At 68.3% G+C, this 14,267-nt stretch carries 15 protein-coding genes; 7 read left to right on the forward strand and 8 right to left on the reverse strand.

The annotated features are described in order from the left end of the window. Positions 1-45: 45 nt before the first annotated feature. A complete protein-coding gene (locus tag ACGFJ2_RS07415; protein WP_357941747.1) occupies positions 46-771 on the reverse strand; it encodes a helix-turn-helix transcriptional regulator in 726 nt (241 codons plus the stop codon). 230 nt (positions 772-1,001) lie between these two features. Here ACGFJ2_RS07415 and ACGFJ2_RS07420 point away from each other — a divergent pair, with 230 nt between their 5' ends. Next, on the forward strand, positions 1,002-2,009 hold the full coding sequence (locus ACGFJ2_RS07420; RefSeq protein ID WP_393465733.1) for a hypothetical protein: 1,008 nt from the start codon (positions 1,002-1,004) through the stop codon (positions 2,007-2,009). Positions 2,010-2,166: 157 nt separating this feature from the next. Further along, complete coding sequence (locus ACGFJ2_RS07425) at positions 2,167-2,829, forward strand: hypothetical protein (RefSeq protein WP_393465735.1); 663 nt, start codon at positions 2,167-2,169, stop codon at positions 2,827-2,829. Positions 2,830-2,984: 155 nt separating this feature from the next. Here ACGFJ2_RS07425 and ACGFJ2_RS07430 read toward each other — a convergent pair whose 3' ends face one another. From ACGFJ2_RS07430 to ACGFJ2_RS07455, 6 genes are all read right to left on the reverse strand, one after another. Further along, positions 2,985-3,989, reverse strand: a complete 1,005-nt coding sequence (locus ACGFJ2_RS07430; protein ID WP_393465737.1) for an NAD(P)-dependent alcohol dehydrogenase — start codon at positions 3,987-3,989, stop codon at positions 2,985-2,987. Further along, a complete protein-coding gene (locus ACGFJ2_RS07435) occupies positions 3,986-4,219 on the reverse strand; it encodes a helix-turn-helix transcriptional regulator (protein ID WP_358177103.1) in 234 nt (77 codons plus the stop codon). The genes ACGFJ2_RS07430 and ACGFJ2_RS07435 overlap by 4 nt, the downstream gene beginning before the upstream one ends. Continuing rightward, on the reverse strand, positions 4,213-4,638 hold the full coding sequence (locus tag ACGFJ2_RS07440) for a hypothetical protein (RefSeq protein WP_357941757.1): 426 nt from the start codon (positions 4,636-4,638) through the stop codon (positions 4,213-4,215). Before ACGFJ2_RS07440 ends, ACGFJ2_RS07435 begins: the two co-directional genes overlap by 7 nt. Positions 4,639-4,804: 166 nt before the next feature. Beyond that, complete coding sequence (locus ACGFJ2_RS07445; RefSeq protein WP_393465740.1) at positions 4,805-7,093, reverse strand: glycoside hydrolase family 95-like protein; 2,289 nt, start codon at positions 7,091-7,093, stop codon at positions 4,805-4,807. Between the two features lie 48 nt (positions 7,094-7,141). Beyond that, positions 7,142-8,503, reverse strand: coding sequence for an ATP-binding protein (locus ACGFJ2_RS07450; protein ID WP_357941760.1), 1,362 nt, complete (start codon positions 8,501-8,503; stop codon positions 7,142-7,144). A 74-nt stretch (positions 8,504-8,577) separates the two neighbouring features. Further along, on the reverse strand, positions 8,578-9,075 hold the full coding sequence (locus ACGFJ2_RS07455; RefSeq protein WP_357941762.1) for a hypothetical protein: 498 nt from the start codon (positions 9,073-9,075) through the stop codon (positions 8,578-8,580). A 226-nt stretch (positions 9,076-9,301) separates the two neighbouring features. On the opposite strand from ACGFJ2_RS07455, the gene ACGFJ2_RS07460 reads away from it, so the two are divergent. From ACGFJ2_RS07460 to ACGFJ2_RS07470, 3 genes are read left to right on the forward strand one after another with little or no spacing between them, the layout of a single operon-like run. Further along, positions 9,302-10,465, forward strand: coding sequence for an FAD-dependent monooxygenase (locus ACGFJ2_RS07460; RefSeq protein ID WP_393465743.1), 1,164 nt, complete (start codon positions 9,302-9,304; stop codon positions 10,463-10,465). 50 nt (positions 10,466-10,515) lie between these two features. Next, on the forward strand, positions 10,516-11,073 hold the full coding sequence (locus ACGFJ2_RS07465) for a TetR/AcrR family transcriptional regulator (RefSeq protein WP_393465745.1): 558 nt from the start codon (positions 10,516-10,518) through the stop codon (positions 11,071-11,073). A 25-nt stretch (positions 11,074-11,098) separates the two neighbouring features. Then, on the forward strand, positions 11,099-11,494 hold the full coding sequence (locus ACGFJ2_RS07470) for a tautomerase family protein (RefSeq protein WP_357941768.1): 396 nt from the start codon (positions 11,099-11,101) through the stop codon (positions 11,492-11,494). Here the strand turns inward: ACGFJ2_RS07470 and ACGFJ2_RS07475 are convergent. Next, a complete protein-coding gene (locus ACGFJ2_RS07475; RefSeq protein ID WP_393465747.1) occupies positions 11,424-12,782 on the reverse strand; it encodes a glycosyltransferase family 4 protein in 1,359 nt (452 codons plus the stop codon). The two genes, ACGFJ2_RS07470 and ACGFJ2_RS07475, sit on opposite strands and share 71 nt — an antisense overlap. A 154-nt stretch (positions 12,783-12,936) precedes the next feature. Here ACGFJ2_RS07475 and ACGFJ2_RS07480 point away from each other — a divergent pair, with 154 nt between their 5' ends. Both ACGFJ2_RS07480 and ACGFJ2_RS07485 read left to right on the forward strand, forming a co-directional pair. After that, positions 12,937-13,311, forward strand: coding sequence for a BlaI/MecI/CopY family transcriptional regulator (locus tag ACGFJ2_RS07480; RefSeq protein ID WP_357941772.1), 375 nt, complete (start codon positions 12,937-12,939; stop codon positions 13,309-13,311). Between the two features lies 1 nt (position 13,312). Beyond that, positions 13,313-14,263 (forward strand): M56 family metallopeptidase, encoded by a 951-nt coding sequence (locus ACGFJ2_RS07485; RefSeq protein ID WP_357941774.1) that lies wholly within the window; start codon positions 13,313-13,315, stop codon positions 14,261-14,263. The last annotated feature ends 4 nt before the right edge of the window (positions 14,264-14,267 follow it).

Below are 14,267 nucleotides of genomic sequence, written 5' to 3' on the forward strand. Positions count from 1 at the left end.
CTGGCACTACCGCGCCGCGCGGTGGCAGAGAGGCGGGACTGGGCACTACCTGACTGCGCCGCGCAGGTAAGCCAGCACGGCCAGCACCCGCCGGTTGTCGTCATCGGAAGCAGGTAGCTCCAGCTTGGCGAACACGCCGGCCACGTGCTTGCCCACGGCCGCCTCCGTGATGGACAGGGTGCGGGCGACGGCCTTGTTGGAGCGCCCTTCGGCGATCAGCGCCAGCACCTCGCGCTCGCGCGGGGTCAGCTGGTGAGCAGCCTCAGTGACCTCCCTGGCCCTGGACCAGGTCTGCTCGAACAGATCGATGAGGGTGGCGATCAGACTCTGCTGCCGGATCACCAGCGCGCCCGGCGAGTAGGCGACGGGGGTGATGCGGACGAACGCGATGGTCCGGTCGAAGATGAGCAACTGCTGGATCGGCTCGTCGACGACCCGGTGCAGGTCACCGGCCGCGTGCAACTCCCTGAGCCGGGCCGCTTTGCGGGGGTCGTCCAGCACGCTCGCGTGGATGATCGTGCGCATCGTCATGCCGTCCCGCAGGGCGTCGAGCACGTCGACCCGGCTCCTCTGCTCCTCGCGGCCCTTCTCCGACGAGCCCACCGGATGCATGGCGCGCAGCTCCCCGGCCGAGGCGGCGGCCTGCGCGATCTGCTGCCGTACGAGCTCGCGGTCCTCCAGCCGTTCGACGTCGACGGGGATGCCGCGCAGCTCGCCCACCACCTCTTCCAGCCGATGGGCCAGCTGAGCCAACGACACGCTCTCGTCCACACGCCTCCTTCGCCTACCGCGCCGTCCGGACGCGAACCCCCTGGCAGTTGCCGACCATTCTCGCAGCGCCTGCATGAGCTGCGCCGCGGCGCGGGTGGTCGAGCCGCGGGTGGAGCTGGTAATGCGAGTGGAGCCGGTAATGCGAATAGTCCTTTATGACTGACCGATGGCGCCTGAGGGTAGAAGTTCTCCAGAGAGGTTTGCTCCGATTATTTCCCAAGGTGGTAGCCATGCGGCGATGGCTTGCTCGGATAAAGGACCAGGCCGACGCCGTAATCGCACTCATTCTGGCTGTTGTGTTCAGTGTTCTCGGTGTGCTGGAAGCGGTCCCGGGTGACGTGATCAACAATACGATCCTGGTGACTCTGGCGGTGCTGGCCTTCTCTCTCCTGCGGGATCGCTGGCGGAAGCAGGAGACCGGTGAGACGGCGCTGCGCAGGTTTTCGGAGCTCATTGGTGATCTGGATGATTCGCTGTACGAGCTTCGAGAGGTGAGGCAGCTGGGTGGTGAGATGGCGCCCGTGTACGGGCTGCTTCGCGGCCTGGCCGAAGTCGAGGTTTTAGCGGGCCCGGCGATCAGCCGGGCATTCTCCGAGGCTCGTCGATCCTGCGACTTCTGGGAGTTCAAGGGAGGCACGGGCACATACCTTCGGGCCAAGACGTTGCCAGAGCTCGCCCGGCTGTCGCGACTGCGGAACCGGCCCATACGTATTCGCGTTGACATCCTGGATCCGGCCGATTTCGAGCTGTGCGACGCCTATGCCAGATATCAGCAGCAGATAGCGCACGAACTATGGCCGCAGGACAACGGCGAAGGAGTCGGGAAGCGTATTCAGCTCAATTGTTTCGCGACTGTTCTTTCCGCTTTCCGGTATAATCAGCGATCTCCGTTGGATATCGAGCTCTCCCTCTCCTCGGTATGGTCCAATCAGCGCTTCGACCGCTACAACGACCATCTGCTCATAACCGTGCGGGACAAAGGTTGGCCCGCCTACCGGATCCGTAGCAATGCGAAGCTCTACGCGGACTATTCGACCCACCTGTCGGTCAGCTTCCGGCAAGCTCGGGCGGTGCGCCTGAGCGGCCTCGGTGACAGCGTATTAGCCGAAATACCGTCGACCGCGGAGATCAGACAGCTTTTCGACCAGCTCCATCTTCCATTGCACTCCTATACGGATCATGACATCGCACACATCCGCCGGCAGGCGTTGACCCCCACCAACCCCTACGGCGACTGACCTCGTTCCGTGGCTCCGGAGGCCGGAGGCCGCCTCGTCAAGGCTCCGCGTGTTCGGGGCGTCTGGCATGCCCGCATGTCCTAAGGTAAGCCTCTAGCGATCTTCGGATGCGCAGCTCGCACCAGCATGTAAGACCTCAGGGAGAGCCGTGTCCCCGATGGGCGACCGACCCGATCTTGCGGAGATCGGCGACCTGCTTCGCAAGCAGGACCCTCGCCTTCTCGAAGAGCCGTGCGCCAGACTGCTCGATGCCGTCGCCCGCGATCGCCATCCCGTGGAGCCGTTGCTGCACCCTCTCGGGTTCGTCTACGCCCCGCTCGCCCGCTGGCCACACGCCACTCTGCGCCTGCATCTGTGGCCGCCGGTGGCACGGCGTCGGCACCTGACGGCCGACGAGGTGTCTCCCATGCACGATCACACATGGGACCTCGTCAGCTATATCGCCCACGGCGCCCTGGAAAACGTCGAGGTAAGTGTCGTTGAGGTGGACGAGCCGTCCGATGCTGATTTCCGGGTGTTCACGATCTACGGCGAGGGCGTGGTCGACCGCGTGGTGCCCACCCAAACCCTGGTGAGGATCGAGGCCGAGCGGAAGACGCGCCATTTCGCAAGGAGCATCTATACGATGCCCGCAGATGTGGTGCACCGGAGCGAGGCTTCGGGTGATCCGACGGTCACCCTCGTCCTGGCGCTGCGGACGGAACGCCAAACCGAACGCGCTCTGGGGGCCCTGGACTTGCCTGCCTACACCACTCGGCGACAGGCGTTTCCAAGAGACGAGTTCACGAAAGCAGTACGGGACATTTTTCTTGAAAATTAGCTTTGCCGCCAAACACGGCGAATGACCCGCAAGCGTCCGATCGGCGAAACGGGAGAGCGACGGCCCCTGACCAGCGGGCCGTCGCTCTCCTCTTGCCATCAGGCTCTGGTGAGCGTTGTCATCAGGCTCTGGTGAGCGGCGGGCGGGAGCGGAGGTCATGGAGCGTCAGCCGACGGACCTGTTCCGACGGTGATGACGACTTTCCCGGCGGGATGGCCTTCGGCGAGGTAGCGGATGGCGTCGGGGGCGTCGGCGAGGGGGTAGGTGCGGTCGATGACCGGGGTGACCGCGCCCGATTCGATCAGCTCTGCCAGCTCCTCCAGCTCTTGGGGGCGTTCCTTGGAGGTCAGGCCACGGAGCCGCTGGCTGGTGAACATCGAGACGAAGGGGGCGCGCAGCTGGCGGGTGTAGCCACCGAGCAGCCCGCCGGCGTCATGTCCGCCGCCGGCCAGCACCAGGGTCCCGCGCGGGGTCAGGGCGCGCCGCAGCAGCGCCAGTGGGCGGCAGCCAGCGAGGTCGATGATCACGTCGTAGCTCGGCCCGTCGCGGTCGACCTCCTCCCGGGTGTAGTCGATCACCTCGTCGGCGCCGAGTGACCGCACCAGATCGGCCTTGCCGGTGCCGCACACGGCGGTGACCTTCGCGCCGGACGCCTTGGCGAGCTGCACCGCGAACGATCCGATGCCGCCGGCCGCGCCGATGACCATCACTCTCTGCCCGGCGTGTACCTGCCCGCCGTCGCGGACGCACTCCAGCGCGGTCACCGCCGAGATGGGCACCGCGGCGGCCTGCTCGAACGACAGCCTGGGCGGTTTGGGCGCGAGCCGCTTGGCGGGGGCGGCCGCGTATTCGGCGAACGTGCCGCTGCGCGGGCTGGTGCCGTACACCTCGTCACCGGGTTTGAACCGCTGAACGCCGGCGCCGACCGCCACGACCACCCCGGCCAGGGCCCGGCCGCGTACGGACACCCTGGGCCTGGTCAGGCCGAACCAGGCACGCGCCCCGTACGGCCGGCCGGTCATGCAGACCCACACGCCCGGGTCCACCCCGGCGGCGTTTACCTGGACCAGCACCTCGTCGTCGCCGATCGACGGCCGGTCCATCTCGCGTAACCGGAGGACATCGGCCGAGCCGTACACGTCCTGAGCGATCGCTTTCATGGTGTCTCCTCCTGGGAGTCGGGGTATTGGAACACCTCGTCGAGCGGGACCTTGAACACATGGGCTATCTGGAAGGCCATCTCCAGGGACGGCGAGTAGCGGCCCTGCTCGATGGCGATGACGGTCTGGCGGGTCACGGAGATGCGGTCGGCCAGCTCGGCCTGCGTCATCTCGTCGTGTGCGAAGCGCAGGGCACGGATGCGGTTGGTCACACGGGTCGGTTTCACCATTGAGGCAGGCTCCTGCGGTAGACGATGACCTTGGCGACATTGCCGAGGACCGACGACAGGGCGAAGCACACGTAGATCACGTTGGCGATCCAGAAGCGGTCCCAGTCGGCGATCGCCATGAGCATCGCCGCGACCGCGCCGATCACCACGAACGCCTGGCCGACGTGGTCGCCCAGCCGCCCGATCTCCCGGTCCCTCTCGTCCTTGACCAGGGACGCCGGCCTGGCCGCGGCGACCACGATCTCGAGCGCGATCGTGCCGAGGATGGCCGCTGCCACGCTCCACAGCAGCGCCGCGCCATAGGGCACTTCGGCCAGCGGGCGCTCGCCGGTCCGGCCTAAGACCACGAACGCGTACCCGCCGTACGCGGCGACGGAGACGATCAGCCGGATCCACGCCCGTCTCTCTTCGAGTGTCATGACAGCTCCCTGATGTACAGAATCTTTGACATCTCGAAAGTAGCAAATCTTTGACTTCATGTCTAGAAAGTTTTACATCGCTCTCCGGTCCAAGCCCGGGCCGAACACACGCAAGACCGCAGACGGACTCACCGGAGTCCGTCGACGGTCTTCGATCTGGCAGCCGCTAGGGCAGTCCCCACGCGGGCGCGCTGTCATCGCCCGGGACATCGCGCGGCCGAGAAGGGTGCTGACCTGGCCGGCTGATGACGGCCGTCCTGCCTCTGCGCAGCGGGATCTCGAGCGTGTCCGTACCGCGGTGGGGGAGCGGTCTGCCGTGCTCGTCGCGGACCTCGACCGGGCCCTCGATGCCGTGCCGGAGCCGCAGCGGCTCGCCCGCCTCGCTGTGGACCCTGATCCAGTCCGTACGCCCCTGGCTCCGCGAGGCGTCCACCAGGAACGCGCCCTGCGTACGCAGCCGCTCGACCGACACGTCGGCCCAGGTGGCGGAGACCGCGGGGAACACCTTGACCACCCCGCCATGGCTCTGGATCAGCATGTCGAGCATCGACTGGGCGGCGGCCAGCGGGCTCTCGATGGCGAAGTTGGCGCCCTCCCTGTACATGGTGTTCGGGGTGATCGCGCAGTTGTCCACGACGTTGCCGTCGATGAAGAAGCGCAGCTGGGCCAGCGCCTCCTCCGGGTTGCCGAACAGCGTCTCCATCGAGGAGGCCGCCGCGAAGCTGTAGCCGTGCCACCGCTCGCGCATGCCGGCCCAGTGCTCGAAGCTGCGCCGGTCGAGCGACTCCTGCAGCGGATACATCCAGAGCAGGTGCGAGTAGTGGCGGTGCGACTCGGCCAGCGGCACGTCCGCGCCGATCATCACCCCGTCCTCGTTCTGGTGGTACGGCACCAGCCGCGCGAGGATCTCCTGCCAGCGGGACTTGCGCGGGTCGTCGAGGCGTAGCCGCTCGGCGCTGTCGAGGAGGGTGCGACAGCCCCAGCGGATGAGCGAGAGGTCGTAGGTGGCGTCGGAGGCGTTGGCGTACTCGGGTGAGCGGGTCTCGGGCAGGTGCAGCCGCCCGTCGGCGCCCTCGACCAGGAAGCGCTCGTAGTACGTGATCGCGCCGGTGAGGATCGGGTGGAGCACGTCGCGCAGCACGCCGTCGTCCATGGAGTGGCGGTAGGCGAGCCAGACGTTGTGCATGCCCCAGGTGAGGTTGCCGGTGTGGTCGTTGGGACTCACGCCGGGCACGCCGACGTATCGCGGGCCGGGCCTGAGCATGCGATCGCCCGGATGGCACAGTGCGTACGACTTCCCATCGCGATAACTCGGATTCACATTAAGCTCCAGATTTTCGCGATATTTCCGGAACGTTGTGGTCACCGCGTCCAGCTCCGGGTGGTTCGAGCCGTTGATCATCGGATAGCTGACCTGGACGTTCAGGTTCCACCAGATGTTGGTCCAGCTGTTGCCCGCCTCGGGGAACCACGGCCCCCACTCGGTCACCACGGGCGCGCCGTCCCTGGTGGCCGAGGCCATCTTGTAGAGCTGGATCCAGTAGAACCGCTGCAGCCGCTTGTCCGGGACCGACAGCAGGCTGCGCCGGTAGAACCGCTGCCACCAGAGCCGGTGGGCCACGACCTGCGCCTCCGGGTTCCCGTCGAGCACCTGGCGCACGGTCCGTACGGCCTCCTCGACCCCGGTCGAGTCCGGGTATCCATAGGCGATCGTGGCCGCGAACACCCGCCCGGTGCCGTGCCGGACCTCGCGCCAAGCCGTCGTGTACCCGCCTCCGGCGTGCATGGGCTGCTCGACGTGCCCCTCGGCGACCACCGGTTCGGGATTGCCGGTGTACTCGGGCGGGAGCCGGATCGTCCTGGTCGTATGGGAGGGCAGGGGCGTGAAGCCCCACGCCGCCGCCTCCTCTCCCGGGGTCGGCGTCATGGACACCAGCAGCACGCCGCGCTGGTTGAGCACGAGCGCGCTGAACCGGACGCCGCCCTGGGTGGTCGTCACGGTCCCGGTGAGCTCGGCGCGTTCGAGGTCCAGCCGCCAGTCCACCGCGGTGACGGTCCCGGCGAAGGTCAGCGTCAGATAGCCGATGGGCAGCCGCGAGTAGCCGATCGCCGCCTCCCACTGCCCTCGCTGGTCCTGCACGAGGGAGTGGCTGAGCATGAACCGCAGGACGTTCCCCTCACCGCCCTTGTTGTAGACGTGCACGCCGAGAAACCCGTTGCCCAGGAACGGCCCGTTCTGCCAGCCGCTGGGCAGCCGCTTCCAGATCATGGCGGCGTCACGCAGGACGTCCCCGTACGCGTCCGTCTTCTCCGGTACGGCCTGCGCCCACGCGGTGGGGGAGGTGGCGACCACGGCAGCGGCTCCGCCTAAGGCAAGACCTCCGAGGAATGTTCGTCGCGAGGATGGATTTTCCGACATAGTGCCTCCACTGGGGGGACTGATGAGGCAATTCATCTGATGAATGAGAAGATCTATCCCGATGACTGGCTCTGTCAACCCTTCTCAACGTGCTGGGTCGGCAGGGGCGACAGGGATTTTCAGCACGAATCGCGCGCCCTTCTCCGAATCCTCGATGGTCAGCGACCCGCCGTGACGCTCGGCGATCTCCCTGGCGATCGCCAGGCCGAGTCCCGTACCCCCCATGTCCTTGCTTCGGGCGGCATCCAGCCGGGTGAAGCGCTGGAAGACGAATTCCCGCTGGTCAGGGGAGATGCCGGGGCCGTCGTCGTTCACCTCGAGCACCGCATCGTCACCCTTGCGGCGGACCGAGATCGCCACGGTGGAGTCGGCGTGCCGCGCGGCGTTGTCCAGGAGGTTGGTGAGCAGGCGGCCGAGCTGGAGCCGGTCTCCGTTCACGACCGCGTCGGGCCCGAGGTCGGTCACGACGCGTGCTTTGGGGGCCCGGCGTTCGAGCTCGGACTTGACCAGCTCGCGCAGGTCCACGCGGTCGCCGTCGCAGTGGGCGCCGGCGTCGAGCCGGGCCAGCACCAGCAGGTCGACGACGATCGCCTCCAGCCGGTCGAGGCTGGCCAGCAGGGCTTGCGCCATCGCGGGCCAGTCCGCCTCGTCCGGGTGCAGCATGGCCGCTTCCACCTGGGTGCGTATGGCGGTGATGGGACTGCGCAGGTCGTGCGAGGCGTCGGAGGCGAAGCGCCGCTGCTGCTCGACCGCCGCCTCCAGCCGCTCCAAGGTCAGGTTCGCGGTCTCGGCCAGCTTCCGGATCTCGTCGTGGTGGTCGGGCACGGGCACCCGGCGGCCGAGGTCGGTCGAGGTGATCTCGGCCAGCTCGGCGACGATGTCGTCGACGGGGTCGAGGGTCTTGCTGACGGTACGGTAGGCGCCGATCGCCGTGGCACTGATCAGCAGCGCGGACCCGACGAGCAGGGTGATGACGACCGAGCGATCGATGTACCCGGGGATGACGAAATCGGCGCCGTAGACGATCCAGTCGCCTCCGGCCCCGGCGACCCGTATGGCCACGACGATCATGCACGTGTCCCCGAAGCTCGGCACGGTGCAGACGATCCGGTCCTTGATCAGGTTGTCATCCGGTGGGGCGAAGGAGGCCATGCGTGGTTGGCCGAGCATCCGCAGGTTCGCCGCCACGAGCTTGCCGTGGGCGTCCACCACCTGGAGAGCGGCGATTCCATGGTCGGGGAGCAGGGAAGGGAGCTGGTCGCGCGAGATGTGCCGGGCCACGTGCAGCTCGGACTGGAGGATCACGTCGGTCCGGTCGTCCATGGCGCGGTCGTGGGCGGCCAGCAGGATGAACACGCAGAAGACCACGCACAACGCCGCCATGACGGCACCGGCCAGCAGCGTCATCCGTGTCCGTACGGACAACTCGTGCCGCAAGGTCACCATGTCTCTCCGTCCGCCTGACGATCACGCGCCAGGAGCGGATGTGGAGACAGCCGCTCCTGGTTCGCCTGACGCGATCAGGTGTGCCGCGCGTGCAGCATCGGTTTCAGCGCCACCAGTGCGCCTACGGCGAATATCGCGGTGGCCAGGTAGATGAGCCCGAGGTGGCCGAGAGTGGCGAAATGGTACGGGTAGTGCGCGGGCAGGGCGACGACCAGGCCCAGCACTGGGACCACGATCGACGTCACGTACGCCCACCAGAGCCCGTGCCTGACCCCGAACCAGGCGAGTGCCGCGGTGGCCAGCCCGGTCGAGGCGAGGAACCCTGACAGCGCGATGTGCAGGTGCGCGATGTACCTGAACAGGTCGGGACTGAACGACTGGACCTGCGCCCGGCTGACATCGACCTCGTGCGGACCGATGCCGAGCTCCAGGAACCCGCCGGTGAAGTTGCGGATGAAGAAGATCACCGCGTAACCCATGAATGTCAGGCCGGCCAGTGCCATGAGCGCCGCGCCGAGCCGCAGGGCGCCGGGCGCCGCTTCTGTCGCCGGGTGATGAGCGATGGTCGCCATGGCCGCCCCCTTCCTGAAATTGTCGCCAAGGGGGGAGCACGGAATGAACACCCCCATTGTCCCACCTGCACGGGAACGCACTTGGCCACCCTGAGGAGGTGGGAGCTGTGCCGATTATTGGGCATTTTGTGACTGGTGGTTCAGCCGGAGGAGACCGCAGGAATACATACCTCATTGCTACGCTATGAGATGAGTTGATGACGTTGCGTAGTTATGGGGAGTTAGCGTGAAGGTCGCCTGCGTCGGCGGAGGGCCCGCCAGCCTGTACTTCTCGATCCTGATGAAGCGGGTGGACCCGTCCCACGACATCACCGTCTATGAGCGAAATCCGGCCGGGTCGACCTATGGCTGGGGCGTGACATATATCTACGAACTGCTCCACAGTCTCCACGGCGTCGACCCCGAGTCCGCGCGTGCCATCAGCGAGAGCTCGGTCCGCTGGGACGGCTGGGTCATGCACGTTTGCGACCGCGCCACGGTGACGGTGGATCACGGGGACGAGGGTTTCGGCATCGGCCGGCATCGGTTGCTCGACATCCTCACCGAGCGGGCCCGCTCCCTCGGTGTGCGCATCGAGTACGAGCGCGAGATCGCCGAGGAGGAGGAACTGGCCGACGCCGACCTCGTCGTCGCCGGTGACGGGGTCAACAGCGTGCTGCGCGAGCGCCACTCCGACCATTTCGGGACCCAGGTCGCGGTCGGCCGGAACGTCTACATCTGGCTCGGCACCACCAAGATCTTCGAATCGTTCACCTTCGCCTTCGTGGAGACCGAGCACGGCTGGATCTGGTACTACGGCTACGGATTCGGCAAGGACCACAGCACCTGCGTCATCGAATGCGCCCCTGAGACCTGGCGGGGACTCGGGCTCGACCAGGCGAACGAGGCCGACGGCCTGGCCCTCCTGGAGAAGCTCTTCGCCCAAATCCTGGACGGGCACCCCCTGATCGGCCGGGCGCACCCCGACGGCCGGGCGCACTGGCTGAACTTCCGCACACTGACCAACCGGAAGTGGTACCACGGCAACCTCGTCCTGGTCGGGGACGCCGCGCACACCACGCACTACTCCATCGGCGCGGGCACCGCCCTCGCGCTGGGGGACGCCGCATTCCTGGTCAACGCGCTGCACGAGGAGACGGCGCTCAAGCCCGCCCTCGCCCGCTACGAGCGGGAACGCCGGGCGGTCATCCGGGCCACCCAGCGGGCGGCCCGCTACAGCGCGCGGTGGTACGAGAGCCTGCCCCGCTACATCAACCTGCCGCCTTGGCAGCTGTTCGCGCTGCTCGGCCAGCGGCACTCGGTGCTGCTCCCGCACATCCCGCCGCGGCTGTACTACCGGCTGGACCAAGTGGCCGGGAAGCTCGGGCTGGCGCGCGATCCCAAGCACTGACCGAGCTTTGGTCTTGCGTTCTGTACCTACTAGTATGTACGGTCAGTGCCGTGGACACGAGGGAACGGCTGATCGAGAGCACCCGGGAGCTGCTGTGGGAGTGCGGCTACGTAGGCACCTCGCCGAAGGCGATCCAGCGGCGATCCGGGGCCGGCCAGGGCAGCATGTACCACCACTTCCGCGGGAAGTCCGACCTGGCGCTGGCCGCGATCACCCGTAGCGCCGAGGAGCTGCGGGATCGCGCTGAGGCGGAGCTCGGCGGCTCGGGCACACCGGTCCAGCGGATCGCCACCTACCTGCGCCGGGAGCGCGAGGCTCTCCGGGGCTGCCCGGTGGGCCGGCTCACCCAGGACTCGGACGTCATGGCCGATCCCACGTTGCGCCGGCCGATCGAGGAGACCTTCGCGTGGCTGCGCGACCGGCTCGCCGGGGTCCTCACCGAAGCGCGGGCGGCCGGTGAGCTGGCCACCGCGCTCGACCCGGCGGCCACCGCCACCGCGCTCGTCGCGGTGCTGCAGGGCGCGTATGTGCTGGCCCGCGCGGCCGGCGACGCGGACGTCTACGCGCAGGCCGTTGACGGCGCGCTCGGCCTGCTCGCTGCCCACTGAACCGGATCGTTGAAAGGAAGAAGTAATGCCATTTGTACGCATTGATGCGGTTCGTGCAGACGAGAAGCGGCTGGCGGCCCTGGGCCGGGCCGTGCACGATGCCCTGGTCGACGCCATCGGCATCCCGCCGGACGACAGGTTCCAGGTGATCACCGGCCATGACGGAACGCGGCGGATGGTCAGCTACGACGACAACTACCTCGGCATCCACCGGGACGACGACCTCGTGTTCGTGGCCATCACGATGCGCTCCGGCCGCACCGCGGACCAGAAGCAGGCTCTCTACCGCAGGATCGCCGAGCTCGCCCAGGACTACGCGGGGACCGAGCCGCGGAACGTGTTCGTCACGGTCACCGAGAACGAGCCGCTCGACTGGTCGTTCGGCGACGGCGTGGCCCAGTATGCGCGGGCCGCTCCGTGATCTCCACGGCCGTCCCGGGCCGGGACGGCCGCCGAGGCTCCGTGATCTCGGCCAGCAGGCTGTCCCAGCGGGCGCCGATCTCCCGCAGGTCATAGGCCCTGGCGGTGCGCTTCGCGGCGGCGCCGAACTTGCGGCGCAGGTCCTCGTTCTCGATGAGCTCGCAGATCGTCTCGGCGAAGGCGCCGACGTCGCCCGGCTCGACCAGGCGGCCGTCGAGACCGTCGGTGATGACCTCGGCCGGACCGGTGGGGCAGTCGAAGGCGACGGCGGGCAGACCCTTGCTCATCGCCTCGATCAACGCCATCGGCATCCCCTCGGAACGTGAGCTGAGCAGGAACATCCCCGCATTCGCCAGCTCCTCTCCGACCTGATCGGTACGCCCCATGAGGAAGGCGCGTCCGTCCAGCCCCGACTCCTCGATCTGGGCCCTCAGCCGCTCGCGCCACGGCCCCGACCCGTAGACGCGCAGCGTCCACTCCGGGTGCCGCTCGCCGACCAGCCGCCAGGCCGCCAGGAGCAGGTCGAAGCCCTTGACCCGATCCAGCCGCCCCACCGCGACGGCGGTCGTGCCGTCCAGCGAGGCGTCGCCGCCGCCCAGGGGTGGCAGGGCATTGGGGATGCAGGTCAGATGGAGCTGGGGCACCGCCCTGGTGTAGCGCTCCAGATCGGCACGGGTCAGTGTGACCAGCGCGTCCAGCTTGCCGTACCGGCGCTTGATGACCTTGCGCAGCTCGGGCTTGTGCGCGGCCAGGTTGCGGTGTTCCTGGCCGATGGTGATGACCCCGGGCGGCGCGAAACCGGCGGCGAACAGGTTGAGGCTCGGCCTGGTGGTGATCAGCACCCCGCCGCGCAGCGAGCGCAGGTAGCGCAGCAGCACCAGATCGGTCAGCAGCGAGCAGCGCCGGTAGGAGGGCTCGGTCGGGGGCACCAGTACGCTGGGCAGCCGCGACAGCCATCGGCGCAGCCTGCCTTTGTCGCGCGTACGGTCATCGAGAACCGAGATCCGCACACCGGCGGGGAGCGGGAAGAACGGCTGGTTCCGCTCGCGGATCAGGCTGACGATCTCGACGTCGTGGTCGCGCGCCAGGTATCCGGCGAGGTTGAGCACCGTGCGGATGGTGCCACCCATGCCGTACGCGTGGAACAACAGGATGCGCACCGTGCCGGCATCGGGCGCGGGTGCCGTGCGGGCCCGCCGCAGGTCCGCCAGCCGGAGCAGCCACAAGGCCGTCCATCGCACCCAGCGTGCCCCCGACCCCAGCAGCCAATTTCGCGATCGCTCGTACACCTCAGCCGCCCCCTACCTGGATGATCGTCACGAGAAGGACATGTCAGAACCCCCCTACCTTTCTACTACATAGTTTGTAGTAGTTGAAGGGGGTGAATCGCCCAGGCACTACAGCTACCCTGCTACACAAGCTGTAAGTAGAGAGTGAGCGCTTATGACCTCACCATCGCGCCAACGCCGGGACCGGGGCGGCCTGGAGAGTGAGGTGCTGGCCATCCTGGCCGGCACCCCTGGTCCGCTGACCCCCGGTGAGGTGGCCCAGCGGCTCGCATCCCCGCTGGCCTACACCACGGTCATGACGGTGCTCAGCCGCCTGCACGACAAGGGCGCCGTCAGCCGGGTCCGCACCGGCCGCGCCTACGCCTACTCCATCCAGCGCGACGAGGCAGCCCGGCGGGCGGCGCAGATGCGCAGCCTGCTCGGTGAGGGCCAGGACCGGGCTCGGGTGCTGGCCCAGTTCGTCGGGGAGCTGTCCGAGCAGGACGAGGCGTTGCTGCAGCGGCTCCTGCGCGAGAGCGGCGGCACCTGACATGCGCGTCGACGTCTACCTGCCGCTGCTCATCTCGCTGCTGCTCGGCCTGGTCGCCGCGCCGCTGGCGCGCTGGCTGCCACCGTCCACCGCCGGCCGTGCCCTGGTGGCCGCCGCGCTGGTATCGGCGGTCAGCACCGCGTACGCGCTCGCGCTGCTCACCTGGACCCTGCTGGCCCAGATCCGGCTGGTGGCCTGGCTCGGCGGTTGGTCCCTGCAGTCCTGGGACGACGCCGATCCCGTGCCCACCCCGGTCGCCTTGGGCGCGGCGCTCGCTCTAGGTGTCGCCGCGATCCGGCTGACCCGCACCATCTTCCGGCATCGCCGGGCCATGGCCGAGGTCCGCCGTGTCGCCGACGAGTTGGACGGCGGACCGGGCGACCTGGTCGTGATCGACGAGGTCCGCCCCGAGGCGTTCGCCCTGCCCGCCCGGCGTGGCGGGCGGGTGGTGGTCTCCACCGGCATGCTGAACGCCCTGAGCCCGGACGAGCGACACGTCCTGCTGGCCCATGAGAACGCCCACCTGGCCCACCGCCACCACCTGTGCCGGGCGCTCGCCGACGCGGCCGCCGCGGTCAATCCCCTCCTGTATCGCCTTCCCCGGGCCGTCGGCTACGCCACCGAACGCTGGGCCGACGAAGAAGCCGCGAGCGCCGTCGGTGATCGCGCGCTCGCCGCCCGGGCGCTGGCTCGCGCCGCCCTCGCCTCGCTGGCCGCATCGTCTTCTCCCGCGGCCCCGGCGATGGGCTACCACTCGTCGGACGTACCCGAGCGAGTGCGCTCCCTGCTCAGCCCCCGGCCACGGCGCCGGCCCGTGCTCGTGGCCGTGCTCGCCGCCCTGGCCGTCCTGACGCTGTGGGCGCCGCTGAACGCCAACCAGGACGCCGAGTCGCTGCTGGTGCACAGCGGGGCGCCCATCTTCCTGCTCTGCGCTCCCCACTGCCCGGCCTGAAGCT

The sequence above is a fragment of the Nonomuraea sp. NPDC049028 genome (genome assembly GCF_043197735.1).
Taxonomy (GTDB): Bacteria; Actinomycetota; Actinomycetes; order Streptosporangiales; family Streptosporangiaceae; genus Nonomuraea.

Excerpts from the sequence above, each read along its gene's own strand:
- ACGFJ2_RS07420 (WP_393465733.1), top strand. The coding sequence starts at position 1,002 with ATGCGGCGATGGCTTGCTCGGATAAAGGACCAGGCCGACGCCGTAATC.
- ACGFJ2_RS07425 (WP_393465735.1), top strand. The coding sequence starts at position 2,167 with ATGGGCGACCGACCCGATCTTGCGGAGATCGGCGACCTGCTTCGCAAG.
- ACGFJ2_RS07430 (WP_393465737.1), bottom strand. The coding sequence starts at position 3,989 with ATGAAAGCGATCGCTCAGGACGTGTACGGCTCGGCCGATGTCCTCCGG.
- ACGFJ2_RS07435 (WP_358177103.1), bottom strand. The coding sequence starts at position 4,219 with ATGGTGAAACCGACCCGTGTGACCAACCGCATCCGTGCCCTGCGCTTC.
- ACGFJ2_RS07440 (WP_357941757.1), bottom strand. The coding sequence starts at position 4,638 with ATGACACTCGAAGAGAGACGGGCGTGGATCCGGCTGATCGTCTCCGTC.
- ACGFJ2_RS07445 (WP_393465740.1), bottom strand. The coding sequence starts at position 7,093 with ATGAATTGCCTCATCAGTCCCCCCAGTGGAGGCACTATGTCGGAAAAT.
- ACGFJ2_RS07450 (WP_357941760.1), bottom strand. The coding sequence starts at position 8,503 with ATGGTGACCTTGCGGCACGAGTTGTCCGTACGGACACGGATGACGCTG.
- ACGFJ2_RS07455 (WP_357941762.1), bottom strand. The coding sequence starts at position 9,075 with ATGGCGACCATCGCTCATCACCCGGCGACAGAAGCGGCGCCCGGCGCC.
- ACGFJ2_RS07470 (WP_357941768.1), top strand. The coding sequence starts at position 11,099 with ATGCCATTTGTACGCATTGATGCGGTTCGTGCAGACGAGAAGCGGCTG.
- ACGFJ2_RS07480 (WP_357941772.1), top strand. The coding sequence starts at position 12,937 with ATGACCTCACCATCGCGCCAACGCCGGGACCGGGGCGGCCTGGAGAGT.
- ACGFJ2_RS07485 (WP_357941774.1), top strand. The coding sequence starts at position 13,313 with ATGCGCGTCGACGTCTACCTGCCGCTGCTCATCTCGCTGCTGCTCGGC.